Annotated in this window: 23 protein-coding genes; 7 read left to right on the top strand and 16 right to left on the bottom strand. The window is 72.2% G+C overall.

Translation table 11 applies throughout. The features are described 5' to 3' along the window. Nucleotides 1-46 precede the first annotated feature (46 nt). The 3 genes from ACYVLT_RS23195 to ACYVLT_RS23185 all read left to right on the top strand — a co-directional run bounded on the left by ACYVLT_RS23195 (nt 47) and on the right by ACYVLT_RS23185 (nt 3,348). Nucleotides 47-2,293: a helicase-associated domain-containing protein gene (locus ACYVLT_RS23195; RefSeq protein ID WP_461122307.1), complete on the top strand. Its 2,247-nt coding sequence runs from the start codon at nt 47-49 to the stop codon at nt 2,291-2,293. A gap of 296 nt (nt 2,294-2,589) precedes the next feature. Then, complete coding sequence (locus tag ACYVLT_RS23190) at nt 2,590-2,970, top strand: type II toxin-antitoxin system RelE/ParE family toxin (protein ID WP_461122306.1); 381 nt, start codon at nt 2,590-2,592, stop codon at nt 2,968-2,970. A 3-nt stretch (nt 2,971-2,973) separates the two neighbouring features. Then, the gene (locus ACYVLT_RS23185; RefSeq protein ID WP_461122305.1) at nt 2,974-3,348 is read left to right on the top strand and encodes an XRE family transcriptional regulator; all 375 of its coding nucleotides are present in this window, start codon (nt 2,974-2,976) and stop codon (nt 3,346-3,348) included. Nucleotides 3,349-3,444: 96 nt separating this feature from the next. Here ACYVLT_RS23185 and ACYVLT_RS23180 read toward each other — a convergent pair whose 3' ends face one another. The 4 genes from ACYVLT_RS23180 to ACYVLT_RS23165 form a co-directional block, all read right to left on the bottom strand. Next, the gene (locus tag ACYVLT_RS23180) at nt 3,445-4,050 is read right to left on the bottom strand and encodes a GTP-binding protein (RefSeq protein WP_106617122.1); all 606 of its coding nucleotides are present in this window, start codon (nt 4,048-4,050) and stop codon (nt 3,445-3,447) included. After that, nucleotides 4,031-4,579: a DUF742 domain-containing protein gene (locus tag ACYVLT_RS23175; RefSeq protein ID WP_461122304.1), complete on the bottom strand. Its 549-nt coding sequence runs from the start codon at nt 4,577-4,579 to the stop codon at nt 4,031-4,033. Before ACYVLT_RS23175 ends, ACYVLT_RS23180 begins: the two co-directional genes overlap by 20 nt. 240 nt (nt 4,580-4,819) lie before the next feature. Beyond that, the gene (locus tag ACYVLT_RS23170; protein WP_033442969.1) at nt 4,820-5,239 is read right to left on the bottom strand and encodes a roadblock/LC7 domain-containing protein; all 420 of its coding nucleotides are present in this window, start codon (nt 5,237-5,239) and stop codon (nt 4,820-4,822) included. After that, a complete protein-coding gene (locus ACYVLT_RS23165; protein WP_461122303.1) occupies nt 5,236-8,577 on the bottom strand; it encodes a sensor histidine kinase in 3,342 nt (1,113 codons plus the stop codon). The genes ACYVLT_RS23170 and ACYVLT_RS23165 overlap by 4 nt, the downstream gene beginning before the upstream one ends. 556 nt (nt 8,578-9,133) lie before the next feature. On the opposite strand from ACYVLT_RS23165, the gene ACYVLT_RS23160 reads away from it, so the two are divergent. Continuing rightward, nucleotides 9,134-10,000 carry an ABC transporter substrate-binding protein gene (locus ACYVLT_RS23160; protein ID WP_461122302.1) on the top strand — a complete coding sequence of 289 codons (867 nt, stop codon included), beginning with the start codon at nt 9,134-9,136 and terminating at the stop codon, nt 9,998-10,000. A 69-nt stretch (nt 10,001-10,069) separates the two neighbouring features. Here ACYVLT_RS23160 and ACYVLT_RS23155 read toward each other — a convergent pair whose 3' ends face one another. From ACYVLT_RS23155 to ACYVLT_RS23140, 4 genes are all read right to left on the bottom strand, one after another. Then, nucleotides 10,070-10,951 (bottom strand): LppU/SCO3897 family protein, encoded by an 882-nt coding sequence (locus ACYVLT_RS23155; RefSeq protein WP_461122301.1) that lies wholly within the window; start codon nt 10,949-10,951, stop codon nt 10,070-10,072. Nucleotides 10,952-11,065: 114 nt separating this feature from the next. Next, nucleotides 11,066-11,530 (bottom strand): LppU/SCO3897 family protein, encoded by a 465-nt coding sequence (locus tag ACYVLT_RS23150; RefSeq protein ID WP_461122300.1) that lies wholly within the window; start codon nt 11,528-11,530, stop codon nt 11,066-11,068. A 56-nt stretch (nt 11,531-11,586) separates the two neighbouring features. Beyond that, a complete protein-coding gene (locus tag ACYVLT_RS23145) occupies nt 11,587-12,480 on the bottom strand; it encodes an LppU/SCO3897 family protein (protein ID WP_461122299.1) in 894 nt (297 codons plus the stop codon). 86 nt (nt 12,481-12,566) lie between these two features. Continuing rightward, complete coding sequence (locus ACYVLT_RS23140) at nt 12,567-13,202, bottom strand: LppU/SCO3897 family protein (RefSeq protein WP_461122298.1); 636 nt, start codon at nt 13,200-13,202, stop codon at nt 12,567-12,569. Between the two features lie 207 nt (nt 13,203-13,409). On the opposite strand from ACYVLT_RS23140, the gene ACYVLT_RS23135 reads away from it, so the two are divergent. The 3 genes from ACYVLT_RS23135 to ACYVLT_RS23125 all read left to right on the top strand — a co-directional run bounded on the left by ACYVLT_RS23135 (nt 13,410) and on the right by ACYVLT_RS23125 (nt 16,774). Further along, the gene (locus ACYVLT_RS23135) at nt 13,410-15,071 is read left to right on the top strand and encodes a DNA repair helicase XPB (RefSeq protein WP_461122297.1); all 1,662 of its coding nucleotides are present in this window, start codon (nt 13,410-13,412) and stop codon (nt 15,069-15,071) included. Between the two features lie 104 nt (nt 15,072-15,175). Next, nucleotides 15,176-15,808: a hypothetical protein gene (locus ACYVLT_RS23130; RefSeq protein WP_461122296.1), complete on the top strand. Its 633-nt coding sequence runs from the start codon at nt 15,176-15,178 to the stop codon at nt 15,806-15,808. Between the two features lie 9 nt (nt 15,809-15,817). Next, nucleotides 15,818-16,774, top strand: coding sequence for an o-succinylbenzoate synthase (locus tag ACYVLT_RS23125; protein WP_461122295.1), 957 nt, complete (start codon nt 15,818-15,820; stop codon nt 16,772-16,774). A 7-nt stretch (nt 16,775-16,781) separates the two neighbouring features. On the opposite strand, the gene ACYVLT_RS23120 is transcribed toward ACYVLT_RS23125, so the two are convergent. The 8 genes from ACYVLT_RS23120 to ACYVLT_RS23085 form a co-directional block, all read right to left on the bottom strand. Next, the gene (locus ACYVLT_RS23120; RefSeq protein WP_461122294.1) at nt 16,782-18,284 is read right to left on the bottom strand and encodes an FAD-binding protein; all 1,503 of its coding nucleotides are present in this window, start codon (nt 18,282-18,284) and stop codon (nt 16,782-16,784) included. A gap of 208 nt (nt 18,285-18,492) precedes the next feature. After that, a complete protein-coding gene (locus ACYVLT_RS23115) occupies nt 18,493-19,452 on the bottom strand; it encodes an RNA polymerase subunit sigma-70 (RefSeq protein ID WP_461122293.1) in 960 nt (319 codons plus the stop codon). After that, nucleotides 19,449-20,336 (bottom strand): alpha/beta hydrolase, encoded by an 888-nt coding sequence (locus ACYVLT_RS23110; RefSeq protein WP_461122292.1) that lies wholly within the window; start codon nt 20,334-20,336, stop codon nt 19,449-19,451. The genes ACYVLT_RS23115 and ACYVLT_RS23110 overlap by 4 nt, the downstream gene beginning before the upstream one ends. Before the next feature lie 64 nt (nt 20,337-20,400). Then, complete coding sequence (locus tag ACYVLT_RS23105; RefSeq protein WP_461122782.1) at nt 20,401-21,501, bottom strand: CapA family protein; 1,101 nt, start codon at nt 21,499-21,501, stop codon at nt 20,401-20,403. Continuing rightward, entirely contained in the window at nt 21,498-22,157 is a 660-nt protein-coding gene (locus ACYVLT_RS23100) for an SRPBCC family protein (protein ID WP_461122291.1), read from the bottom strand. The genes ACYVLT_RS23105 and ACYVLT_RS23100 overlap by 4 nt, the downstream gene beginning before the upstream one ends. Continuing rightward, nucleotides 22,154-23,008: an FAD binding domain-containing protein gene (locus ACYVLT_RS23095; protein ID WP_461122290.1), complete on the bottom strand. Its 855-nt coding sequence runs from the start codon at nt 23,006-23,008 to the stop codon at nt 22,154-22,156. Before ACYVLT_RS23095 ends, ACYVLT_RS23100 begins: the two co-directional genes overlap by 4 nt. Further along, nucleotides 23,005-25,545 (bottom strand): xanthine dehydrogenase family protein molybdopterin-binding subunit, encoded by a 2,541-nt coding sequence (locus ACYVLT_RS23090; protein ID WP_461122289.1) that lies wholly within the window; start codon nt 25,543-25,545, stop codon nt 23,005-23,007. The genes ACYVLT_RS23095 and ACYVLT_RS23090 overlap by 4 nt, the downstream gene beginning before the upstream one ends. Then, complete coding sequence (locus ACYVLT_RS23085; protein ID WP_461122288.1) at nt 25,542-26,006, bottom strand: (2Fe-2S)-binding protein; 465 nt, start codon at nt 26,004-26,006, stop codon at nt 25,542-25,544. The genes ACYVLT_RS23090 and ACYVLT_RS23085 overlap by 4 nt, the downstream gene beginning before the upstream one ends. Nucleotides 26,007-26,073: the final 67 nt, after the last annotated feature.

Below are 26,073 nucleotides of genomic sequence, written 5' to 3'. Positions count from 1 at the left end.
GGGCTGGGCGGCCCCACCCGTCCGGTCGGCATATACCGTGGTGAGGATGTCCGGCACGACCCTCGCCGAGTGGCTGCGGGCGCAGGACGACACCGCGCTCGTGGCACTGCTGCGCGCCCGGCCGGACCTGGCCACGCCCCCACCGGCCGATACGACCGTGCTCGCGACCCGCATCGGGTCGCGGGCCTCCGTGGCGCGGGCCTGCGAAGACCTCGACACGCTGACGTTGACCGCGCTGGAAGCGCTGCTCGTGCTGGACGCCGACCTCGCCCCGGTCACCAGGACCGCCGTGCAGCGGCTGTTCGGCCCGACCGACGTCGGCCCCTCTCTCGACGCGCTGCGCGCCCGCGCGCTGCTGTGGGGCGGCGACCACGCGATCAGCACCCCGCCCGCGACCAGGGACGCGGTCAACCCGTTCCCCTGCGGCCTGGGCCGCTCGGTGCCGCGGCTGGCCGACGCCGACCTGTCCGAGCTGGGGCCCGACGAGCACCGCGTGCTGCACACCCTCGCGGCGGGCCCGCCGGTCGGGCAGACCAAGGACGCCGCGCACGTCGTCTCGCTGGCCAACGCCAAGACGCCGATCCAGCAGCTGCTGGCCCGCGGCCTGCTGGTGCGACGGGACGCGCAGACCGTCGAGCTGCCCCGGGAGATCGGCCTGAAGGTCCGGGGCGACCGGCCGCTGGGCGCGATCCAGACCACCGAACCACCGCTGACCACGTTCCGCCGCGACCCCTCCGACGTCGACCACACCGGCGGTGGCGAGGCGCTGGAGCTGTCCCGGCACGTGGAAGCGCTGCTCAAGAGCTGGTCGGAGGAGCCGCCCGCGGTGCTGCGGTCGGGTGGTGTCGGCGTGCGCGAGCTGCGCAAGCTCGCCAAGGACCTCGACGTGGACGAGCGCCGGGCCGCGCTGCTGGTGGAGCTGGTGGTGAACGCGGGCCTGGTCGCCGACACCGAGGGCGTCGAACCCGAGTGGGTGCCGACCACGCAGACCGACGCGTGGCTGCTCGCCGCGCCCGAGCACCGGTGGGCGACGCTGGCCCAGGCGTGGCTCGACCTGCCCCGGTTGCCCGGTCTGATCGGGCAGCGCGACGACCGCGACCGGCTGCTCAACCCGCTCGCGCCCGAGCTGAACCGGCCGGGCGCGCCCCGTGACCGCAAGCGCATCCTCGAAGCCCTGGCCGCGCTGGAGCCGGGCACCGCCGTGACCGACCCGGACGAGCTGGCCGCCGTGCTGGCGTGGCGGGCGCCCCGGCGTGGCGGGCGGCTGCGGGACGAGCTGGTGCGCTGGACCGTGGTGGAGGGCACGCAGGTCGGCGTCCTCGCGCACAACGCGATCACCGCCCAGGGCCGCACGCTGCTCACCGAGGGGCCGGGCGCGGCGGCGAAGCGGCTCGGCGACGCGTTGCCCGCGCCGGTCGACCACGTGCTGGTGCAGGCCGACCTGACCGTCGTCGCCCCCGGCCGGCTCGACCCGGAGCTGGCCGACGAGATCGCGCTGGTGGCCGACGTCGAGTCGGCGGGCAGCGCGACGGTCTACCGGGTGCGCGAGGGCTCGGTGCGGCGCGCGTTCGACGCCGGTCGCAGCGCCGCCGACCTGCACGAGCTGTTCCGGGCCCGGTCGCGCACGCCGGTGCCCCAGTCGTTGACCTACCTGATCGACGACGCGGCGCGCAGGCACGGTCGGCTGCGCGGTGGTGCGGCCGGGTCGTTCCTGCGCTGCGACGACCCGGTGCTGATCACCGAGGTGATGGTGCACGCGGCGGCGGAGCGGCTGGGGTTGCGCAAGATCGCGCCGACCGTGCTGGTCAGCCCGTTGCCGCTGGCGGAGGTGCTGGACGGGCTGCGCGCGGCCGGGTTCGCGCCCGCCGCCGAGGGGCCGGACGGCCACGTGCTCGACCTGCGGGCCGGTGGCCGTCGGATCGCGGGCAAGGGGCGGCGCAGGCCGGCCCAGCCGAGCACGCCGTCGGACGAGCAGCTGGGCGAGCTGGTGCGGCTGGTCCGGGCGGGCGACCGGGCGGCGACGACCACCGGTGGTGCGCGGGTGTCCGTGCCGGGTCACCTGGGCGCGGGGCCGTCGGCGACGCTGGCGCTGCTGCAACGGGCCGCGCGGGAGGGCCGCAGCGTCCTGGTCGACTTCGTGGACGGCCACGGCACCGCCGCCCGCCGCGTGATCACGCCCCAGGTCGTGGGCGGCGGGGTGCTGGAGGGCGTCGACGTCAGCTACGGCGAGGTCCGCCGGTTCCCCCTGCACCGCATCACCTCCGCCGCCCTGGTCGAGGGCGACGGCGCGTGATCACCCGTCCGCACCGTTGATCACCTGATCGGTGCCCCTGTCACGCCTTAACGTCAAGGTGCGGCGCCCCACCGCCGCACCGCAACACACGCGGGCGTCGAACGGCCGGGTGAACCCCAACCGTTCGGGCACGCCGAAGGGCGGCCTCCTACGAGGAGGCCGCCCTTCGGCGCGAAAGCCGTCGACAAGTATCCGACATCTACCCACTCGCCATCCGATAACGCAACGTGATTGAAACTCAACGACGAGTCAGGCCAGCCGCCTGCGGATATAACGCTATCATTATGGTGTCCCCCATGGCAGACTGGGACGTGCAACTACACACCGACGTCGACGCGTGGTTCTCGCAACTGTGCAAGGAAGATCCGCAGAGCGCCGACCTGGTGGAGGAGGCGATCGACTACCTCGCCCGGGAAGGGCCACGACTGGGACGACCGCTGGTGGACCGGATCCGGGGATCACGCCACCACCACATGAAGGAGCTCAGGCCCGCATCGGCTGGGTCGAGCGAGGTGCGGATCCTTTTCGCGTTCGATCCGCTGCGGCAGGCGATCCTCCTGGTCGCAGGAGACAAGTCCGGCGATTGGCAGGGCTGGTACGAGCGCAACGTCCCGGTGGCCGACCGACGGTTCGACGAGCACCTCGCCGGGCTGGGCATGCACACGAGGAGGGACTGACCGATGACTCGTTCGTGGAAGGACGTCAAGGCGGACAAGGCTCGCCATGATGTCGAAGCAGGCCGCGACGTGGCGCGGGCCCGAGAAGACGCGCGCACCCACACGCAGGCCTTCATCCTCGGTTTTCGCCTGGCCCGACTTCGCGAGCAGCGAGGGCTCTCACAGAGCCAGGTCGCCGCACGGATGGGCATCAGCCAGCCGCGGGTGAGCCAGTTGGAACGTGGCGAGGTCGACCAGTTGGTGGTCGAGACGCTGCACCGGTACATCGCCGCCTTGGGTGGGCACCTGCGGGTGGTGGCCGACTTCGACGACCACGACGTGACGGTGTCGGCCAACGAGGTCGACCGCGGCGACGACCGGAGCACGGCCACGGCTTGATCGACCGCACGCCGAAGGGCGGCCTCCTACGAGGAGGCCGCCCTTCGGCGCGAAAGCCGTCGCGTCAGCGCGCGCAGCGGTCGACCGAGAGGTCGATCAGCCCGCGCGGACCGACATCCATTGGCGCATGGCGTGCTCGACCAGCGTGATGAGCGTCTGCTTGGTCGACTGCCGGTTGCGCGCGTCGCAAGTCACTATCGGCACGGACTGGTCGATCGTGAGCGCCTCGCGGACGTCCTCGATGCGGTGGTGCAGCAGGCCGTCGAAGCAGTTGACCCCGACCACGTACGGCAGCTGCCGGTCGTCGAAGAAGTCGATCGAGGCGAACGCGTCCGCCAACCGCCGGGTGTCGACCAGCACGATCGCGCCGATGGCACCGCGCACCAGGTCGTCCCACATGAACCAGAACCTGTGCTGACCCGGTGTGCCGAACAGGTACAGGATCAGGTCCTGGTCCAGCGACACCCGGCCGAAGTCCATGGCCACCGTCGTGGTGACCTTGTTCGGCGTCGCCGAGAGGTCGTCGACCCCGGCACTCGCCTCGGTCATCACCGCTTCGGTGGTCAGCGGAACGATCTCCGACACGGAACCGACGAACGTCGTCTTGCCCACGCCGAAGCCACCGGCCACCACGATCTTCGCGGAGGTCGTCGGCTTCTTGGCGCCTTCGGCCGCGTTGGGGCTAGAGCCTGCGAAGCCCACTGAGCACCCTCTCAAGGAAATCAATGGACGGCCGGTCCCCCACGACCAAGCCACCCTGGTGAATCAAAACCAAACCCATGCTCGCCATGTCGCCGATCAACACCCGGGCCACGCCCAGCGGGAGCCGGAGGTGAGCGGCGACTTCGGCCACCGACCTGGTGTCGGTGCACAACCCGCAGATCGACCGGTGCTCGGGGAGCACCGCCGCGTCCCGGTCCATGCCCTTCTCGCTGGTGGAGATCAGTGCCTCGATCGCGAGGTCGTAGTCGGGTCGAGTACGTCCGCCGGTCCGGGTGTACGGGCGGACCAGTGAACCCGACTCGGCCGCGGGGTTCTCCTCGCGCCGCACGACCGGCTGCGGGCCGGTCGTGTAGGGCACCTGCTCCGGCACGCTGTCGGGCAGCCCGTGGCTACCGAAGAGGTCGGCGCCCGGACCTCCGAACAGGCCGCTGCCGTACCCGTCGATGTCGAACCGGTTGGGAACGTCGTCGTAGTCGTACGACGAGTCGTCAACCTCACGCTGAGACATATCGCCTTGCCCCTGCCCTGTGCCTTCGACCCGCGGTCCCGGCGCCTGTTCCGCCCGGCGGCCCGGCCACGAGTTGGGTGCGTCCTCGGCTTCCTCGTGCTGTGCGGGGTCGGCATCCGGCTCAGCGAATTGGAAACCCCCGGCCGCCCACTCCTGGTAGTTGAAGTTCCTACCGAAGCGTCGACCGCCGGCGCCAGATCGTTCAGCCATTTACCTTCACCCCCACGATCTCATGAGGATCTACCGCCGAACCACGCCCTGGAGCTGCGCGCGCAGCTCCGGGGTGAGCTGCTGGCCCACGCGCTCGACCAGGAGCGTCATCTCGTACGCGACGAGGCCGATGTCGCAGTTCGGGGCCGCGAGCACCGCGAGGCACGACCCGTCGCTGATGGACATCAGGAACAGGTAACCCCGCTCCATCTCGACCACGGTCTGGTTGACCGTGCCCGCCTCGAAGCACCGCGCCGCGCCCGCCGTGAGGCTGACGAGCCCGGACGCCACTGCGGAAAGCTGTTCGGCGCGGTCGCGGGGCAGGCCCTGGGAGCCGGCGAGCAGCAGCCCGTCCGCCGACACGACCACGGAATGTGCCACACCGGGAACCCGGCGCACGAAGTCGGTGATAAGCCAACCAAAGCTGCCTGGCTGAGCTGCGGTCGTCACTCCTGCTCCTCGTCTTGCCGGCTCGACATGTCACCAGCGTAAGCGTCGATCAAAGCGTGTCGCCCTCGACGGACGCCCTGCTGAAGACTCGACATGCGTCCACGGATCGCGTCAGCCGATCGTGGTGGCAGCGGGGGCCGCTGCGGTTGCCGCTCCGTCGCCGTCGGCTTCGGTGCGGCGGATCCCGGCACAAGCTGAGCCTTGGGCACCCGCTTGGGCAACCCCGCCTGTGTCGTGGTCTCTGGTTCCTTGCTGAGCAAGGCCTGTGCCGCCTGCCACCCGGCGTCGGCGGGTGACTCCCACACCGACTCGGCGGGCTCGGCCTGCTCGGGTTCGGCGACCGGTTCGGGCTCGGTCACGCGGGGCACCTCCGCGGCGCGCTTGGGCAGGTTGTTGGGCGAACCGGGCTGCCGCTTGGGCAGCCCGCCCTCGGTCAGACTAGTGCCCTCGGCGCGCGCGGACGCCGCCTCGCCCCGCTGGGGCAGCGAAGCGCCCTCGGGCTCGCGCCTGGGCAGGGGGTTCGGACCGGAGTCGAGCAGCCCGCGCTGCGGCAGCGGGTCGTCGGACGTGGTGGGCGCGATCGGCGGGATCGGACGCGGCCTGCGGGTCGGCAACCCGGACTCGACCGGCCCGGACTCCGCAGGCGCGGCCTGCTCCGGCGCGGGCGGCACCGCCTGGGCGGTCGCCGCCGACGTCTCGCTGCCCACGGCCTGGAACCACTGCGAGAGGACCGCCTCGTAGATCGGCAGCCGCTCGGTCGGGGCGTCCAAGTCGTGCTCGACCTCCCTGGCCGCGGGCGCGGCGGGCGGGACCGAGCCGTTGCGGTGCGCGGGCACCGGCTCCGGGTCGACGACGAAGCCGCTGTCCAGCGCGGGCGCGAACTGCGTCGTCTCGAAGCCGTGCTCGTGGTCGCTGTCCTGCTCGGGACGGTCCTCGTAGGCGGTGAACAGGGTCGGCTCGCCGAACGAGCCCTCCGGCTCGCGCTCGACGTCGCGCTCGTCCTCGACCCGCATCCACGGCTGCGACACCTCGGCGGACGTCTCCGCGGGCGGCTGCCCGAACGTCGGCGTCTCGCCGAACGCGGGCACCCTGGCCGGGTCCTGCTCGCCTTGGCCCTGCACGAAGCTCACCGGGAACGCCGGCTCGTCCTCGATGCGGGGCATGCTCGGGAAGCTGGTGTCCTCGTCGAGGCGGGACATGGTGCCGGTGCCGAACGCGCCGGCGATGCCGGACGCCCGCTGCGCCGTCGACCCGAAGGCCGAGTCGCCGAAGCCCGGGTCACCGAACCCGGAGTCGCCGAAGCCCGAGTCGCCGAACGCGGTGGCGGGCTCGCCGCCGGTCGGGGACCCCATCGAGCCGGGCGAGGCGACCAGCGTGTCGGGCACCAGCACGAGCGCGGTGGTGCCGCCCTCGATGTCCTCGTTCGACCGCAGGCGCACCTTGATGTCGTGCCGCTTGGCCAGCCGCGCGACCACGTACAGGCCCATCCGGCGGGACACCGCGACGTCCACGTCCGGCGGGTCGGCCAGCCGCTGGTTGGCGTCGTTGATCTCCTGCTCGCCCATGCCGACGCCGCGGTCCTGGATCTCGATCGCCAGCTCGCCCTTGCGGGTGCGGGCGGTGCGCACGGTGACCTTGGTCACCGGGTCGGAGAACGCGGTCGCGTTGTCCAGCAGCTCCGCGATCAGGTGCACGAGGTCGTTGACCGCGCGGCCCTGGACGGTGAGCTCCGGGGTCTGGCCGACCTGCACGCGGGCGTACTGCTCGACCTCGGACACCGCGGCGCCGAGCACCTCGGCCGCCGGGACCGGGCGGGTCAGCCGCCGGGACAGGTCCGTGCCGGACAGCACCAGCAGGTTCTCGCTGTTGCGCCGCATCCGGGTGGCGAGGTGGTCGAGCTCGAACAGGCTGGCCAGCTGGTCGGGGTCCTGCTCGTCCTGCTCCAGCCGGTCGATCAGGTTCAGCTGGCGCTCGACCAGGGCCTGCGAGCGGCGGGACAGGTTGACGAACATCGAGTTGACGTTGTCGCGCAGCAGCGCCTGCTCGGCGGCCAGCCGCACGGCCTCGCCGTGCACCGCGTCGAACGCCCGCGCCACCTGGCCGACCTCTTCACGCGTGGTGATCGGCACCGGCGCGATGGCCGTCTTGGCCGCTTCCTGCGGGTTCGGGTCGGCGAGGATCCGGTTGACCGCATCGGGCAGGCCGCGGTCGGCGACCTCGAGCGCGGCGCGGCGCAGCGTGCGCAGCGGGTTGAGGATCGAGCGGGCCACGAACAACGCCATCAGCATGGCCAGCAGCAACGCGCCCAGCACGATGCCGGAGTCGCGGAACGCGGCGGCCCGGGCCACGCCGGTCAGCTCGTCGGTCCGGTTCTGCAGCTGCTCCAGCAGCAGGTTCTCCACGTCACGGGTGAGGTTCACCGTCAGCGTGGACGCGATGTCCCACTTCTCCGGGCGCAACGAGGTCAGCGGCGCACCGGCTGCGGCCAGGTTCAGCGCCGTCTCCTGCATGTCGTTCGCGGTGTCGACGATCAGGCCGGTGACGGTGTCGTCGTAGATCTTGGCCTGGTCGGCGGTCGCGGACTTGCGGAAGTCGTTGCGCGCCGCGTCCAGCTCGGCGTTCGCGGCCAGCAGCTGGCGCTCCTGGCCCGGTCCGAAGCCGCCGCCCTGGAAGACGTCGAGCATGATGCCGCGCTTGCGCGACTCCTGCTCCTTGATGCGGGCGATCGCGTTGGTGGCCAGGTGCAGCCGCACCAGCTCGGGCTCGTTGATGCCGGCGATGGCCTGCTCACCGAGGTCGAGGAGGCTCTCCACCGACTCGGAGTAGGTGCGCATCACCGCGTCGGACGGGTACTGCGTCTCGCGGACCGCGTTGCGCAGGCTGTTGAGCCGGTCGAGCTGGCTGGACGCCCGCCGGAACCGGGTCACCACCTCGTCGTCCAGGTCGGCGCTGAGGTCGGCGATCTTGGCGTTGAGCGCCTGCACGGTGTCCTCGACGCGGCGCAGCTGGCGGTCCAGCACCACGCGGTCGAGCTGCTTGCCGGACGCCACGTGGCTCGCGCTCAGGTCGCGCTCGCGCTGCAACTGCTGCACCAGGTCGGCGACCGCCGACTCCAGCTGGATCTGGTTGGCCAGGCGGTTGAGGTCGGCCGCGTCGGCCAGGTCCGAGTTGACCCGCAGGCCGCCGAGGGCGACCGCGGCGATGGTGGGGATCAGCAGGACGGCGGTCAGCTTGGTGGGCAGCCGCCAGTTGCGCAGCCGCCAGCCGGCCGTGCGGGTCTGCTGGACCCGTCCGGTCGCGGTCGATCCGGCCTTGGTCGGCCCCGTTGACTCGGTCACAGTTCCATCACTCAGCGCAGCCAATCCGTCACCCGTTCCGGGCCTTTCGGAGCGCGGTGGAATCCCCACGCCTGACTGGCTGGGACCTCTCTCTCGACGGGCCACCCTGGGCTTCCTCTTCCGGCAGCAGTGTTCCCCGGCCTCTCCCCCGCGGACCGAAGCATGGACACGAAATCGGGCCGAATTGCAGCACAGGAGCAGTGGTGCCGGCTAGTCACCCCACCCCGCGCAGGGACACGACGGTCTGCGACGACCTGTGCCACCAGGCGGGGAGCGTAGTGCTCGACACCAGCCCCGGGGAAGACTCCGGAAGCACTCACCGTATCGGAGCAGGGCTGTCGTTTCATACCTCTGGGTGGTTACCATCCCCCGCATCGACAACTGCGTCGAAAAATTCGTTGATCAAAAAGACCCCGCTCTCGAGGTCATCCCGGCGAGAGGTGCCATGCCTACCCCAGCGCGTGTTCTGCGACGTGCGGCAGCGTTGTTCGCCTGCGCCGCGACCTTGACGGCGTGCGGACTGATCCCCGGAACGGACGGGAACACCCGCCCTCAAGTGGAACGCAACACACTGCGCATCGGCGTGCTGCCGGTCGTCGACGTGGCACCGCTACGCCTCGCGTTCAACAACAAGCTGTTCGAGAAGGCCGGCCTGCAGGTGCAGCTCGTCCCGCTGAACAACGAGGCCGAGGGCGTCAAGCAGCTCGACACGACGCTGGACCTGACCTGGGCGACGCACGTCACGCTGTTCCGCAGCTTCGCCGAGGGCACCCAGCTGCAGTTGCAGGGCGAGGCGTACCAGGCGGGCGCGAACACGATGGCGTTGGTCACGCTCGACCAGAACTACGACAGCCCCGGCAAGATCAAGAACCCGCGCATCGCCGTGCCGTCCACCGGCGACGTCGGCGCGCTGACCACGAAGGCCGTGCTCAAGACCGCCGGCGTGGAGAAGCAGCTGATCCGGCCGGTCGAGATGCCGTTCGAGCAGATGGTCACCGCGATGCAGGCCAAGCAGGTCGACGCGGCGTGGATGACCGAGCCGTACATCACCCAGGCGCAGAGCGGCACCGGCGCCCGCATCCTCACCGACACCGCGGTCGGCCCGACCAAGGACTTCCCCATGTCCGGGTACGCGTCGAGCAAGAAGTTCGCCGACGGCAACCCGCGCACGCTGGCCCTGTTCCGGCAGGTCCTGCGGGACGCGCAGGAGGCGGCGTCCAACGACAAGCTGTCCGTGCAGAACGCGCTGACCGGTTACATGGACGTGGACCAGCAGACCGCCGCGCTGGTGTCGGTCGGCACGTTCCCGCTGTCGCTCAACCCGGTCCGGTTGCAACGGGTCGCGGACATGATGGACACCGAAGAGGTGCTTCCCGAGCGGTTGGACGTCGGCGGGTTGTTGCCGCCTGGAACCACGAACTGACTCACCGTTAGCGAGAAGCCGCTCGACTTCGGGGGCCTTCCCATTGCGGAAGGCCCCCATTTCTTTCGATCAGACCTCGCTCAAGCAGATCGTGGTAGCGGGCTGTGAGTAAACGGACACGGTGTCGCCGCTCTCGCACCCGTTCTCGTCCGCACGGCCCGCGATGACCTTGGCCACCTTGTAGGTCGCACTCGAATCGCAGGTCACCTTGGTGGTTTTGCCCGCGACAATCGAGCCCTCCTGCTTGAAGCACTCACCTTCGGCGGCGTTGAGCATCAGGCACAGCTTGAAGCCGTCACTGCGCCGTCCGCCACTGTCGGAGTACTCGGCGTAGTCGCCGTCCGGGCAGGCGTCGGTGCTGCTGTCGAGGTTGGCGGCCACCTTGAAGGCCGCGTCCGGCGACGAGCACTCGACCTTCTCCACGTCGGCGTCGGCCACGCTCGCCGAGATGACCTTGATGCAGTCGCCCGCCTCGGCGCCCGAGGGGCCGGTGACGTTGGCGATGATGCCCGCGATGACGATGCCCACGATGCCCAGCGCGACCACGGCGACCAGCGCTTTCGCACCGCGGGACGTGCCCTTGGCCGGCGGCGGTGGGAACTGCTGCTGCGGGTGACCGGGCTGGCCGGTGGGGTAGCCGGGCTGCTGGTAACCCGGCTGTTGCCGGCCCGGCTGCGGGAAGCCCTGCTGCTGGTACTGGGGTTGCTGGTACTGGGGCTGGGCGTACTGCGGCTGGGCGTACTGCGGCGGTTGGCCCTGGTAGCCGGGCATCGGCTGATAGCCGGGCTGCTGCGGGTAGCCGGGTTGCGGGTAGGGCTGCTGCGGGTAGGGCTGGCCGGGTGGCGGGGCCGGGAACCCCTGCGGCGACGACGGCGGCCCCCAGCCCGGCTGCTGGGGAGGCGGAGGGTCCTGCGGTTGGCCGTGGGGCGGCTGGTTGGGGGGCGTGGTCACCTGGCGTTCCTCTCGACTTCGGCGAGCGGAACCTACCCCCGGGCGTCGAGCGGGCGCAGCGATTTCACGGCGCGGCGGTGGCGGCAACGCGACCGTGCCCGGGGCGCGGCGGTGTCAGCGCATGTCGGCGGGGACCAGGCAGAACGTGACGGCGGGCTCGGGGTAGGTCACCTTGCGGCCGTTCGCGCACTCGGCGGGCTCACGGGCGGCGCTGGCGACGCGGACCGCCTGGGCGGTGGTGCAGTCGACCCGGCGCATCCCCGCCGTGCGGTCGCCCTGGTAGCAGGCGCCCTCGACGAAGTTGGGGATCAGGCACAGCGTGGCCGAGCGGGTGAAGATGGTGTACGGCGCGCCGCCCTTGGGGCACTGCGAACCGTCCTCGACCACCTTGGCCACGCGCACGTTGGCGTGCTCGGACCCGCAGTCCAACGCCCGGTACCGGGCACCCTCGTCGACCCGTTCGATGTGCGCGCAGACACCTGGCTCGGGGCTGGTGGGACCCCCGCCGATCAGCGTGAACGCGAACGCGCCGGCCACCACGACCGCGACCGCACCGACGCCCAACCCGATCCTCCGCATGGATCAGGGCATCGGCACGGCCGCGCGCCGGGTTGAGCGGGTTCACCCGCACGGGTTCACATCTCGGCGGGCGCCAGGCAGTACGTGACGGGCGGTTCCGGGTAGGCCATGCCCGCGCCGTCCGGGCAGGCCTCCAGGTCGGTGGAGTTCTGGATGACCTTGGTGACCTTGATGGTCTCCGGGCCGGTGCACTCGGTCTTGACGAACCCGGTGCCCTCGTCGGGCTTGTAGCAGGCGGCCTCGACCATGTTCGGCAGCAGGCACAGCTTGTAGCCGTCGCCGACCGTGGGCGCGATCTCGGTGTACAGGCCTTCCTCGGGGCAGGTGGCGTCGGCCGCGTCGAGCACCTTGCCGACCTTGTACGAGGCCTTGTCGGCGTCGCAGTCGACGGTGTCGACCTGCGCGCGGTTCCGGTCGGGGTCGTCGCCCTCGGCGGTGACGCTGACGCAGTCGCCGACCTCGGCGTTGGCGGGACCGCTGGTGAGCCGCCACAGGCCGTAGACGACGACGCCCGCCAGCAGCAGCACCAGCACGATGATGAGGATCACCCGGCCGCTCGACCTGCTCCCGCGGCCCGCGGCGGTCGTCCCCTCCTCCGGCGCCTGGGAGGCCGGTCCGCCCGCGACGGGGTCGGCGGCGGTGGGGTCGGCGGCGGGCACCGGACGGGCGCCGGGCACGGCGGTGGGGCCCGCGGGCGTGGTGGGCTCGTTGCCCGCGACCGGTTGGTCCCGGGCGCCGCCGCCCGGCTCGGGGGTGGCGTCGGGCTCGGTGGCGCCGGAGCCGAGGCCGGACGACGCCGGCGTGGAGAGGTCCTGGTCACCGGTGGACGCGGCGGCGTCCCGGGCCGCCGCGATGCGCTCGGCGTCGGCGGGCGGCACGACGGGGCGGGCGGGATCGCCTGCGGCGCCGGTAGGCGCCTCGTCCCCGGGTCGACTCGGCTCGTTGCTCATGATCATCCTCGCTGGACGGGTGCGCGTGACCGCCCTGGGAATGTAGCGCCAGGGCAAGGTAGCGCCACGCGCACCCGCGAGGCGGATCAGGCGTTCTCGCCCGGCGCGAAGCAGAGGGTCATCTTCGGCTCGGGGAAGGTCAGCGGCGCGCCGTCGGTGCAGGCGCTCTCGTCCTCGCTGCCCTTCACCTGCTTGACCAGCTTGAAGGCGCCGGACTTGGCGCAGTCCACGACCGGGTAGCCCATCTGGTTGCCCTCGAGCTCGTAGCAGCTGCCCTCGACCATGTTCGGCACCAGGCAGATCTTCGAGTCGGGGCCGCGGCCGGTCTCGGTGTACTCGTCGTAGTAGCCGCCGCAGGACTCGCTGGTGGAGCCGAGCACCTTGCCGATGGTGTAGTTCGCCTCGGTCGAGCCGCAGTCGACGGTCTTGAAGTCGGGCTTGGACGTGGTACCGGTCAGGCTGGCGCACTGGCCGGCCTCGGACTTCGCCGCGTCACTGGTGAGGTAGTTGATCCCGTAGCCCACGGCGCCGAACAGGGCGAGACCGACGACCACCGACACGACGGTCGCGACGACGCCGCGCTTCTTCTTCGGCGCCGGTGGAATCTGCTGGGCCTGCGGCGCGTTCTGGTACTGCGGGTTGCCCGGGTACTGCGGGCCGCCGGGGTGCTGGGGGCCGTTCTGGTACTGCGGGGCGGACGCGGGCATGTCCGTGCTCATCATGGACCTTCTTCATCCGGGAAGCCCCTGACGTCCGCGCGTAGGGTCGCGTGGTGGGGCGCAGGGAAGCTATCGACTGCGCAACACCGGCGTACACGGCTTTACCGAACCGAGTCCGTAAGCGTTGCGTGCGCGGCCGAGTACCGCCCGCTACCGATTTGCCCGGGGTATGCACACTTGAAGGACACCAAGCGACAGGAGCGCGCACCCGTGACCGACGGCCCTTTGATCGTCCAGTCGGACAAGACCCTGCTGCTGGAGGTCGAGCACCCGCTGTCGGACGACGCGCGCACCGCCATCGCGCCGTTCGCCGAGCTCGAACGCGCCCCCGAGCACGTCCACACCTACCGCATCACGCCGCTGGCGCTGTGGAACGCGCGTGCCGCGGGCCACGACGCCGAGCAGGTGGTCGACGCGCTGGTCCGGTTCTCCCGCTACCCCGTGCCGCAGCCGCTGCTGGTGGACGTGGTGGACACGATGGGCCGGTTCGGCCGGCTCCAGCTGGCCAACCACCCGGTGCACGGCCTGGTGCTGAACTCGCTGGACCGCGCGGTGCTGGAGGAGGTGCTCCGGCACAAGAAGATCAAGCCGATGATGGGCGCGCGGATCGACGACGACACCGTGGTCGTGCACCCGAGCGAGCGCGGTCGGCTCAAGCAGATGCTGCTCAAGATCGGGTGGCCGGCGGAGGACCTGGCCGGGTACGTCGACGGCGAGGCGCACCCGATCGACCTGGTCGAGGACGGCTGGCAGCTGCGCGACTACCAGCGGATGGCCGCGCGGGCGTTCTGGGCGGGCGGCTCGGGCGTGGTGGTGCTGCCGTGCGGCGCGGGCAAGACGCTGGTCGGCGCGGCGGCGATGGCCGAGGCGGGCGCGACCACGTTGATCCTGGTCACGAACACCGTGGCGGGCAGGCAGTGGAAGCGGGAGCTGGTCGCGCGGACCACGTTGACCGAGGACGAGATCGGCGAGTACTCCGGCGAGCGCAAGGAGATCAGGCCGGTCACGATCGCGACCTACCAGGTGATCACCCGCAAGTCGAAGGGCGAGTACAAGCACCTGGAGCTGTTCGACTCGCGGGACTGGGGCCTGATCGTCTACGACGAGGTGCACCTGCTGCCCGCGCCGGTGTTCCGGATGACCGCGGACCTCCAGTCGCGGCGTCGGCTCGGCCTGACCGCCACGCTGGTGCGCGAGGACGGCCAGGAGGGCGACGTGTTCTCGCTGATCGGGCCGAAGCGGTACGACGTGCCGTGGCGCGACATCGAGGCGCAGGGCTGGATCGCGCCGGCCGAGTGCACCGAGGTGCGGGTGACGTTGACCGACCACGAGCGGCTGGAGTACGCGACCGCCGAGCCGGAGGAGCGGTACAAGCTGTGCTCCACGGCGCGGACGAAGCTGCCGGTGGTGAAGGCCATCCTGGACCGGCACCCGGACGAGCCGACGTTGGTGATCGGGGCGTACCTGGACCAGCTGGAGTCGCTGGGCGAGGCGCTGGACGCGCCGATCATCCAGGGTTCGACGAAGAACAGGGAGCGCGAGGAGCTGTTCGACCGGTTCCGGCGCGGTGAGCTGCGCACGCTGGTGGTGTCGAAGGTGGCGAACTTCTCCATCGACCTGCCCGAGGCGTCGGTGGCCGTGCAGGTGTCGGGCACGTTCGGGTCGCGGCAGGAAGAGGCGCAGCGGCTCGGGAGGTTGTTGCGGCCCAAGGGTGACGGGCGGCAGGCGCACTTCTACTCGGTCGTGTCGCGGGACACGTTGGACACCGACTACGCGGCGCACCGCCAGCGCTTCCTCGCGGAGCAGGGTTACGCGTACAAGATCGTGGACGCCGACGACCTGCTCGGCCCGAAGCTGCCCGAGGTCGGCTGAGCCGGCCCGTCGTGCGCTGCGGTCGGCACGGCTGTCGGTCGGCACGGTTGTCGGTGGGCGCCGATAGGTTGACGGCCTCTGCGGTTGCGACGATTCGGGTGGACATGAACCGGGTGGTGCCGTTGTCCCGCTGGTGGCTGTGGCGTCCGGAGTTCGACGTGGGCACGGTCCGGCGCGTCGCCGCACGGCGGGCCAGGCGGGACCGGCTGCGGCCGGTCGTGGTGGTGGCCGCGGTCCTGGCGGCGGCGTTGGCGGTGCTCGCGCCGACGCCGTGGTGGTCGGCGGGGTTGGCCTGCGTCCCGCTGCTGGTGGTGGTGCTGATCGCGGTGCTGCCGGTGCGGTTGGCGGAGTGGGACGTGGTGTCGGCGGCCGGCGAGCGGGACGTGGTGCACGGCGGGCAGTTCACCGATCCCGTGCAGCGGCGGCGCGCCGGGCGGTTGTGCGCGCACTTCGCCGCGGTGCGCGGGTTGGAGGCACGTCGGGTCGCGCACGTCGAGCGGTTGCTGTGGCGGGCGCTGGTGGCGTTGCGGGCCAGCCAGGCGGTGCGCGAGTCGTTGCGGCGGGCGCGGAACCGGCCCGGGTTGGCCGCCGAGATCGCCGAGCCGACCCGGGAGCTGGCCGAGCTGGACCGCCGCCTCGACCAGTTCGAGGCGGCGCTGCGGATCGTGGTGGAGGAGTCGGACCCGGAGCTGGCCGACCGCGGGCTGCGCCGGGTCGCCGCGTTCGACCCGCTCTAGGCTGGCCCGGTGCTGGTCTACTCGATCCCGATGCGCAACCGGTTCCGCGGCATCACGGTGCGCGAGGGCGTGCTGCTGGAAGGGCCCGCCGGGTGGGGTGAGTTCTGCGCGTTCCTCGACTACTCCGACGACGAGTGCGCGCCCTGGTTGGCGTGCGCGCTGGAGGCCGCCGAGCAGGGCTGGCCCGCGCCGGTGCGGGACACGATCCCGGTCAACTGCACGGTGCCCGTGGTGTCGCCGGAACGCGCGCACGACATCGTCGCCCGGTCGGGCTGCGCCACGGCGAAGGTGAAGGTGGCCGATCCGGGCACGCCGCCGGCCGACGACCTGGCGCGGGTCGAGGCGGTGCGGGACGCGTTGGGGCCGTCCGGGGCGATCCGGGTCGACGCGAACATGGCGTGGGACGTCGACACCGCGGTCAAGGCGATCCGCGAGCTGGAGCGGGCGGCGGGCGGGTTGGAGTACGTCGAGCAGCCGTGCCCGTCGATCGAGGAGTTGGCGGCGGTGCGGCGGCGGGTCGACGTGCGGATCGCGGCGGACGAGTCGATCCGCCGGGCCGAGGACCCGTTGAGGGTGGCCGTGGCCGGCGCCGCGGACGTGGCGGTGATCAAGGTCGCGCCGCTGGGCGGTGTGCGGCGGGCGTTGGCGGTGGCCCAGGCCTGCGGGTTGCCGTGCGTGGTGTCCTCGGCGGTGGAGACGTCCGTCGGGATGGCCGCCGGGTTGGCGTTGGCGGGCGCGTTGCCCGAGCTGGACTTCGCGTGCGGGCTGGGCACCCTGCCGCTGCTGGACGGCGACGTGGCCGCCGACTCCCTGCGCCCGGTGGACGGCAGGCTGCCCGTGCTCGCGCACGCCCCGGTACCCGGTCGGTTCGCCGACTTCGCCGCCGACGAGGCGACGACGAGCCGGTGGCTCGCCCGTCTCGACCGGGTCCGAGGTGTGCTGGAGCGGTCCGGCTCGGGCCGCTGAGCGCGACCTAGCCGAAGAAGCCCTGGCCGGGCGTCAGGACGTGGTCGGGGTCGTAGCGGCGCTTGGCCGCGACCAGGCGGTCCCAGTCGGAGCCGAAGTGGCGGCGCCAGTCCTCCGCGGTCATGCCCGGGATCGCGCCCATGATGTACCGCTTGCCCCCGATGGAGACGGCGAGGTCGTAGATCTTCCGGTTCTGCGCCATCATCGAGGGCACGTTCGGGTCGTTCGGGTACGGCATCCGCAGCAGGTCGAACAGGTACACCACCGGCTCGTTCGGCAGCTTGTACAGCGGCCGGGTCAGCTTCGCCGAGGAGAACGGGTACATCAGGGAGAACCCGATGCCCATGTCGGCGGCGGTGGTCTGGCCGAGCACCGTCCGGGCGAACTCGACGATCTTGGAGCCGGGGATCAGCAGCGACAGCCACGGGTGCGGCTGGTACCAGAACCCGCCCTCCTTCGCCGACACCTCGAACGCGTCGAGCCGGAACGACCAGTCGCGGAACGGCAGGTCGCCGAACTCCCGCGACGCCTGGTCGTCGTGCAGCCCGGCGAGCAGCGCGGCCCGGTCCGGCGGGCTGCCCGGGTTGTAGAAGGCGACGCCGTCGATGCGGTAGTACCACCCGGTGCCGTCGGTCTTGAGCCGCGGACCGCTGTCCTGGGCGTCGAACCGGCCGTCGCGCATCAGCATCTCGCTGTCGGCCACGAACGTCGCCAGGTCCTGGTAGACCAGGGTGAACACGGCCACCCGCGCGGGCGCCGGCACCAGCTTCACCCTGGCCTTGGTGATGATGCCGACCTGGCCGCCGCCGCCGAGCGCGGCGTTGAACAGGTCCGGCCGCTCGGTGGCCGAGGCGCGGACCACGTAGCCCTCGCCGGTGACGATCTCGATCTCGGTGATCGTGTCGATCTGGAGGCCCTGCTTCTGCACCATGCCGCCGATGCCGCCGATGCTGGCCGTGCCGCCGACCGACAGGTGCTGGTAGCCGGTGTGCGCCGCGGGCGTCCGGCCCCGCGCGAGCGTCGCGTCGACCAGCTGCGCCCACGTCACGCCGGCGTCGACCCACGCGCTGGTCGTGCCGATGCTGTGGATTGTGGACAGTCCCTTCGAGTCGATCGCGATACCGCCCGGCACCAGGGCCTGGCCGTAGTTCGAGTGCGACTCGTGGTCGGCCGCGGGGCCGCTGCCACCGTGGCCGTTCATGGCTATCTTCAGCTTGTTGGCCCGCGCGTACCGGACCATCGCGACGATGTCGCGCACGGAACCGGGGCGCAGCACGGCCTTGGGGGCGCCCGACTTCAGGTTGCCCCAGTCCTTGCCGAACTTGGCCAGCACTTCCGGGGCGATCGTCAGCGTGCCGTCCAGCCGGGGCAGCGCGGCCACCCCGGCGGTGTCGGCGCCGGCGGGCGCCCACGACCCGCTCGCGGCGCTCCAGCCGACCACCGCGGCGCCGACCGTGATCTGCTTCAGGATCGTGCGTCTGGTCGGGGCGCCGTTCGTCAGGTCCGTCATCCGTCATCAGCTCCGTCTCAGAGGAACCCGGCCGGGCGTCCACGACGCCGCACAACTCGACCGGGAGTGGATTTCGCAGACCGAGGCGGAAATCCAGGGCAGAGCCGTCCTTTCGCGCGATGTCGGCCCGAACCACAGCGCGGTTCCCGGCACCCCCGTACCGGTGTTCCTCCGGCGGAACCACCGCCGCTGCGGGCACGTCTCTCCCCTACCGCTTTTCGGACTCACTCGCAGGCTTCAGCAAACGGCGGGCCGGCGCTTCTCCACGATTGCTCTGAAGATCGGCTCCGGGACGGCGCGGGTCGGGGAACACGGTCAGGCGCGAGACGCCGGTGGTGGTCGTGGTCAGCACGGCCACGCCGAACGGAACGCCGTGGTGGTGGGCGCGGACGGCCGGCTGGTTGTTGGCGACGATGGGCGTCATCCGCCAGTCCCCGGGTGAGCCGATGACGGTGGCCAGGAACGCCAGGCACTTCTCGCGGCCGTCGAACCACGTCGGTGAGCCGGCCACCTCCAGGGCCGCGTCGGCGCGCAACGCCCGTTCCAACGCCGAGAGGTCCGAGTTCTCGAACCCCGCGATGTACTCCGACAGCAGCGCCCGCGCCTGCGGTGACGTCGGCTCGACCACGTCGTCGGCGGTCGGCGCGACCTCGGCCAGGCGGGCCCGCGCGCGTTGCAGGGCGCTCTTCACCGACGCCACCGTCGTGTCGAGCATCTGCGCGACCTCGGCGGCCGGGATGTCCAGCACCTCGCGCAGGATCAGCACGGCCCGCTGCCGCGGCGGCAGGTGTTGCAGGCCCGCGATCAACGCCAGGCGCAGGTCGTGGCGGGAGGTGACCACGGCCGCCGGGTCCGCGGACTCCGGGGTGACCAGCGCGTCGGGCATCGGCTCCAGCCACGCCTCGCCCGGCAGGTCGGGGTCCAGCGGCGCGGACGGCAGGGCGCGGCGACGGCGGCCCTCCAGGGCGTTCAGGCAGGCGTTGGTGGCGATCCGGTACAGCCACACCCGCACCGACGAGCGTCCCTCGAAGCGGTCGAACGACCGCCACGCCCGCAGGTACGTCTCCTGCACGAGGTCCTCGGCGTCGTGCCGCGACCCGAGCATCCGGTAGCAGTGCGCCAGCAGCTCCTGCCGGAACGGCTCGGCGGTCCAGGTGAAGTCGATCACGCCAGCCCCAGCAGCGGTCGCGCCCACGCGCCGAACCGGGCGATGGCGTCGTCGGCCTCCGGGGACCTCCCGGCGGCCATCTGGAACGTGTGCACCTGCTCGTCGAACACGTCCAACCGCACGTCGACCCCCGCCTCCCTGACCCGGTCGGCCAGCGCCCGACCCTCGTCCAACAGCGTCTCGTGCGACCCGACCTGCACGAACAGCGGCGCGAGACCGGTCAGGTCGGCGTGCAGGGGGTTGGCCAGCGGGTCGCGGCGGGAGCCGGCCGGCCCCAGGAAGCCGGCCGCGAGCCCGTCGACGAGGTCCCGGTAGAAGAAGCCGTCGGTCAGCGCGTTGGTGCGGAACGACTCACCGGCCACCTCCATGTCCACCCACGGCGAGAGCGCCATCACCGCCGCGGGCAGCGGCAGGCCGGCCGCGCGGGCGTTGAGCTGCGTGGTGATGGTGAGGCCGCCGCCGGCCGAGTCGCCGGCGAACGCGATGTGCTCCGGCGCGAACGACCGCAGCAGCCACCGGTGCACGGCGGTGGCCGCCTCGACCTGCGCCGGGTGGACGTGCTCGGGCGCGAACGGGTACCGGAACAGCAGCGCCCGCGCGCCCACGGCCTTGGCCAGGTGCCCGTACAGCTTGCGGTGCGTGTACGTCGACCCGGCCACGAACCCGCCGCCGTGCATGCACAGCAGCACGCGATCGGGCGCGGCGCCGTGCGGCAGCAGCCACATCGCGGGCGTGCCCGGCTCGGTGGTCTCGACGTAGTCGACGCCGCGCGGCTCGGCGGTCAGGTCGCCCCAGCTCTCGGGGTCCACCGGCCGCCCGTTGAGCCGGTCCGCCGTCCACCGCTCGTACATCGCGCGCACCGCAGCCGACTGCTTGCTCGCCATCGCCCTGCCTCCTCGATCAGTGGTGTCGGGAGTGCAGACCGGCGACCGACCGGAAAGGAATCGCTCAGGGGTGCGCGATGGTCGCGCCGAGGCTGCGCACGATGCCGTCGGTGCGGTTGAGGGCTTCGGTGCGGCGGGGGTTGGCGGGCACCCGGGTCAGGTCGACCACGCGGATCGGGGGGCCGAGCTCGACCAGGGTCGGCACGTAGGACGCCTCCTGCACGGCCCACCCGGACGGTCCCTTCACGAACTTGAACCGGGTGACGATGCCCTCCTCGGTGATGCCGCGCGGCTCGGAGTGGCGGGCCACCTCGTTGCCCATGCCGTAGACGACCCACTTGCCGCCGACCTGCTCGATCGGCTGCACGGCGTGCACGTGCGTGCCGATGATCAGGTCGACCGCCGGGTCGGCGAGCACGGCGCGTGCCATCTCGCGCTGCTGCGGCGTGGCCTCGTGCTGGTACTCGTTGCCCCAGTGCAGGCTGGCCACCACGACCTCGGCGCCGGCCGCCTTCGCCGCGCGCGCCGCCGCCAGCACGCCCTCGGTGGTCAACTGGTTCGCCATCCACGGCTGCGGCAGCGGGATGCCGTTGAACCCGTAGGTGAACGCGATGTGCCCGACCTTCACCCCGCGCACGTCCAGCAGCAGCGGTGTGGCCGACTCCTCGGGCGAGCGGAACGAGCCGGTGTGCTTCAACCCGGCCGCGTCCAGCACGTCCAGCGTCGTCCTGATCGCCGGCGCGCCCCGGTCGAGGGTGTGGTTGGACGAGGTGGAGCAGCTGTCGTAGCCGATCTCCTTCAACGCCGACGCGACCTCGGGCGGCGCGCTGAACGCCGGGTAGCCGTAGGTCGGGGCGCCGGGCGCGGACAGCGGCGTCTCCAGGTGGCAGATCGACACGTCGGCGGCGATCGCCTCGCGCAGGCCTTCCAGCAGCGGCACGAAGTTGCGCGCGCCGTCGGCGTCGGCCTGCTCGGTCAACGCCGGGTGGATCAGGATGTCACCGCCCGCGGCCAACGTGAACGACGGCGGCTCGGGCGCCGCCGACGAGGTCGTGGTGGCCGGCTGCCGGGCCGTGGTGATCACCACCGGCGACCCGGTGCAGGCCACCAGCAGGCAGAGGCAGGCGACCAGCCCGAGGACCGGCCGCCCGCCACGCGCGTTCAGCGGTGCCGCCCGCGGAGCCCGCGCACCAGCAGCGCCACCGCCAGCAGCCCGGCGACGATCGGCAGCACCCGCTTGAGCACGGGCACGCCCGCGGTGCCGACCAGGTCGATCGGCTCGTCCGGCACGGCGCGCAGGTGCGGCCTGGCGGTGGTCTCCGTGGAAGTCACCTCCTCAGCTTCCGCCGGCGCGAGCCGCGTCGCCAGGCATTCGGCGAACTCGCCGATCACCCGGCCGCCGACCTCGGCGATCAACCCCCGGCCGAACTGGGCGGGACGGCCGGTGACGGCCAGGTCGGTGACCACGGACACCTCGGTGCCGGCCGGGGTGCCCGCGGTGCCCGCCGAGGCGTCGTCGGCCGCGCGGGTCAGGGCGATCGACACGGTCGCGGAGGCGGTGCCGTTGCCCCTGGTGTCCTTGCCCGACGCCTTGAGCACGGCCGCGTGCACCCGGTCGTCCACGGACGTGAACTCGCCGCTGCCCCGGTAGAGCAGCGTGACGGGGCCGAGCTTGACCTTGACCGTGCCGGTGAACCTCCGCCCCTCGGCCCCGGTGAGGGTGGCGCCCGGCATGCACGGCGCCACCTGCCGCGGGTCGAGCAGCGCCGCCCACACGTCCGGCACGGGCGCGGGCACGGTGAACCGGTGTTCCAGCTTCATGCGCTCACCGCGGCCGTCACCGCGCGCTCGGTGAGCACGCGGGCCAGGTGCGACCGGTACTCGGCGTCGGCGTTGTGGTCAGCCGGCGGGTCGGTGCCCTCCGCGGCACGGGTGGCCGCCGCGGTGATCGCCTCGGCCGTCGCGGGTCGCCCGACCAGCGCCTCCTCCACGCCGCGCGCCCGCACCGGGGTGGGCCCCATGTTGGTCAGGGCCACCCGGGCGTCGGTGATCCGGCCGTCGGAGACGCGCACCGCGGCCGCGACCGCCACGATCGACCAGGCCTGGGCGACCCGGTTGAACTTCTCGTAGCGCGCGCCCCAGCCGGTCAGCTTGGGCACCCTGATGTGGGTGAGCAGCTCGTCGGGCGCCAACGCGGTGGTGAAGTAGTCGACGAAGAACTCCGCCGCCGCGATCTCCCGCGTGCCGCCCGGCCCCGTGCAGACCATCACCGCGTCCAGCGCCAACGCGGGCGCGAGCAGGTCGCCCGCCGGGTCGGCGTGGGCGAGGGAGCCGCCGAACGTGCCCCGGTGCCGCACCTGCGGGTCGGCGACGGTGTCGGTGGCCAGGCGCAGCAGCCGCGCGTGCTCGCCCACCAGCGGGTCGCGCTGCACCTCGTGGTGCGTGGTCATGGCCCCGATGCGGAGCGAGTCGCCGTCGTCGTGCACGCCGGCGAGGTCGGTCAGCCCGGACAGGTCGACCACCAGGGTCGGCACGGCCAGCCGCATCCGCAGCACCGGGATGAGGCTCTGCCCGCCGGCCATCACCTTGGCGTCCTCGCCGCCCTCGGCCAGGGCGCGCACCGCCTCCTCCACGGAGGTGGGTGCGACGTAGTCGAACGCGGCCGGGATCATGCGCCACCTCCCCGCGAGTCGATGGAGCCCAGACCGCCGCCGGCGCCCGGCGTGGTCGGCAGGTCCGCGGTCGTCCGATTGCCGGCTCCGCCCGCGGTCGTCCGATTGCCGGCTCCGCCTGCGGGCGTCCCGCGGTTGATGGCCTTCCAGACCCGCATCGGGGTGCACGGCATCTCCACGTCGGAGACGCCCATGTGCCGCACGGCGTCGACGACCGAGTTGACCACGGCCGGTGTGGAGGCGATCGTGCCCGCCTCGCCGACGCCCTTCACGCCGAGCGGGTTGCTGGTGGCGGGTGTCTCGGTGCGGTCGGTGGTGAAGTGCGGCAGGTCGACCGCGGACGGCAGCAGGTAGTCGGCGAGGGTGGCGGTGGTGAGCGTGCCGCTCTCGTCGTGCACGGCCTCCTCGTAGAGGGCCTGCGCGATGCCCTGCGCCAGGCCGCCGTGCACCTGGCCCTCCACGATCAGGGGATTGACCACCTTGCCGACGTCGTCGACGCAGACGTACGAGCGGATCTTCACCGCGCCGGTGCGCGTGTCGACCTCGGTCGCGCACAGGTGCGTGCCGTGCGGGTAGGAGAAGTTCTCCGGGTCGAAGGTGGCCTCGGCGTCGAGGCCGGGTTCCACGCCGTCGGGCAGGTTGTGCGCGACGTGCGCGGCGACCACGACGTCACCGAGCGCCATGGTGGTGGACGTGCCGCGCACGGCGAACGTGCCGGCGGTGAACTCGACGTCGTCCTCGGCGACCTCCATGAGGTGCGCGGCGACCGCGCGGGCCTTGGCGAGCACCTTGTCGGCCGCCACCACCACGGCCACGCCGCCGACGGCCAGCGACCGGGAGCCGTAGCTGTCCATGCCGCGGTGCGAGACGCGCGTGTCGCCGTGCAGCACCTCGACGTCCTCGAACGGCACGCCGAGGCGGTCGGCCACGATCTGGCTCCACGCCGTCACGTGGCCCTGGCCGTGCGGCGAGGTGCCGGTGATCAGCTCGACCTTGCCGGTGGGCAGCATCCGGATCGCCGCGTGCTCCCAGCCGCCCGCCGCGTACCGCAGCGCGCCGAGCACGCGTGACGGCGCGAGCCCGCACATCTCGGTGTAGGTGGAGATGCCGATGCCCAGCTGCACCGCGTCGCCGTTGGCGCGCCGCTCGGCCTGCTCCCGGCGCAGCTCCTGGTAGCCGAACAACTCGGTGGCCCGGGCGGTGGCGGCCTCGTAGTCGCCGGAGTCGTAGGTGAGGCCCGCGACCGTGGTGAACGGGAACTCCTCGTGCTCGATCCAGTTCCGCCGGCGCAGCTCCAGCGGGTCGACGCCCAGTTCGGCGGCCAGCTCGTCCATGATCCGCTCGATGGCGAACGTGGCCTCGGGCCGCCCGGCGCCCCGGTAGGCGTCGGTCGGCACCTTGGTGGTGAACACGTTCGTGCAGGTGAACCGGTAGGCCTGGAACTTGTAGATCGCGTTGTACATGAACGCGCCCAGGATCGGCACGCCCGGCGTGACCAGGCGCAGGTAGGCGCCCATGTCGGCGAGCAGGTCCACCTTCAGGCCGGTGACCGTGCCGTCCCGGCGGGCCGCGATGGTGATCCGCTGCACCTGGTCGCGGCCGTGGTGGCCGGACAGCATCGACTCGGTGCGGGTCTCGGTCCACTTGACCGGCTTGCCGAGCCGGCGCGCGGCCAGCAGGGTCAGCACCTCCTCGGGCGTGACCTGGAGCTTGCCGCCGAAGCCGCCGCCGACGTCCGGCGCGATGACCCGGATCCGCTGCTCGGGGATGCCGAGCACGGCCGCCAGCATCCACCGCAGGATGTGCGGCACCTGCGTGGACGACCACATGGTCACCGAGTCCGGCGACGCGTCGACCACAACCGAGCGCGGCTCCATGAACGCCGGGATCAGCCGCTGCTGGCGGAACGTGCGCTCGACCACCACCTCCGCCTCGGCGATCGCACGGTCCACATCGGACCCGCTGCCCGCCTCGGCGGAGTCGTACACCCAGGTGGCGCTCTTGTTCGTGCCCAGGTCGGGGTGCACGAGGTCGGCGCCGTCCTCGATCGCGCGGGCCATGTCGAGCACGACCGGCAGGTCCTCGTAGTCGACGTCGATCAGGGGCAGCGCGTCGTGCGCCTCGGCCGCGGTGCGGGCCACCACCAGGGCGACCGCCTCGCCGGCGAAGTTCACCCGGTCCACGGCCAACGACGGCGCGGGCGGCGCCACCATGTCCTCGGTGATCGGCCACGCGCACGGCAGGCTGCCCTGTTCGGCGGCCACGTCCCGGCCGGTGAGCACGAGCAGCACGCCGGGCATCCGCGCGGCCGCGGTGACGTCGATCGAGGTGATCCGGGCGTGCGCCGCGGGGCTGCGCAGCAACGCCATGTGCAGCATCCCGGTGAGCTGCATGTTGTCGGTCCAGCGGGTCGCGCCGGTGATCAGCCGGGCGTCCTCCTTGCGCCTTCGCGCCCGGCCGATCTCCCTGGTGCCGGCTTCCGGTTCGGCGGCCGCGGGTTCGGCGGTGGTGGCTCCGGGTTCGGCGGTGGCGGTCATCGCGCACCCCCGCGGGCGGCGTCACGGACGGCGCGCACGATGTTCTGGTACCCGGTGCAGCGGCAGAGGTTGCCCTCCAGGCCGTGCCGCACCTCGTCCTCGTCGGGGTCGGGGTTGTCCGCGAGCAGGTCGATGGCCTGCATGATCATGCCGGGGGTGCAGAACCCGCACTGCAACGCGTGGTTGGCGTGGAACGCCTGCTGCACCGGGTGTAATCGCCCGTCCCGGGCCAGTCCCTCGACGGTGGTGACCTCGCGGCCGTCGGCCTGCACCGCGAGCACGGCGCAGGACTTCACGCTGCGGCCGTCGAGGTGGACCGTGCACGCGCCGCAGTTGCTGGTGTCGCAGCCCACGACCGTGCCGGTCTTCCCGAGCCGTTCGCGCAGGTGGTGCACCAAGAGCGTGCGCGGTTCCACGTCGTCGCTGTAGTCCACCCCGTCGACGGTGACCGTTATCCGCATGAACCCTCCAGAAGTGGTGGTGATGGGGGTCACAGCGAGCCTGCTCCCGGTTGTCCTGGCGGACAAC

It is taken from the genome of Saccharothrix stipae, from assembly GCF_054781895.1.
This window is presented reverse-complemented; position numbering and strand designations above follow the sequence as displayed.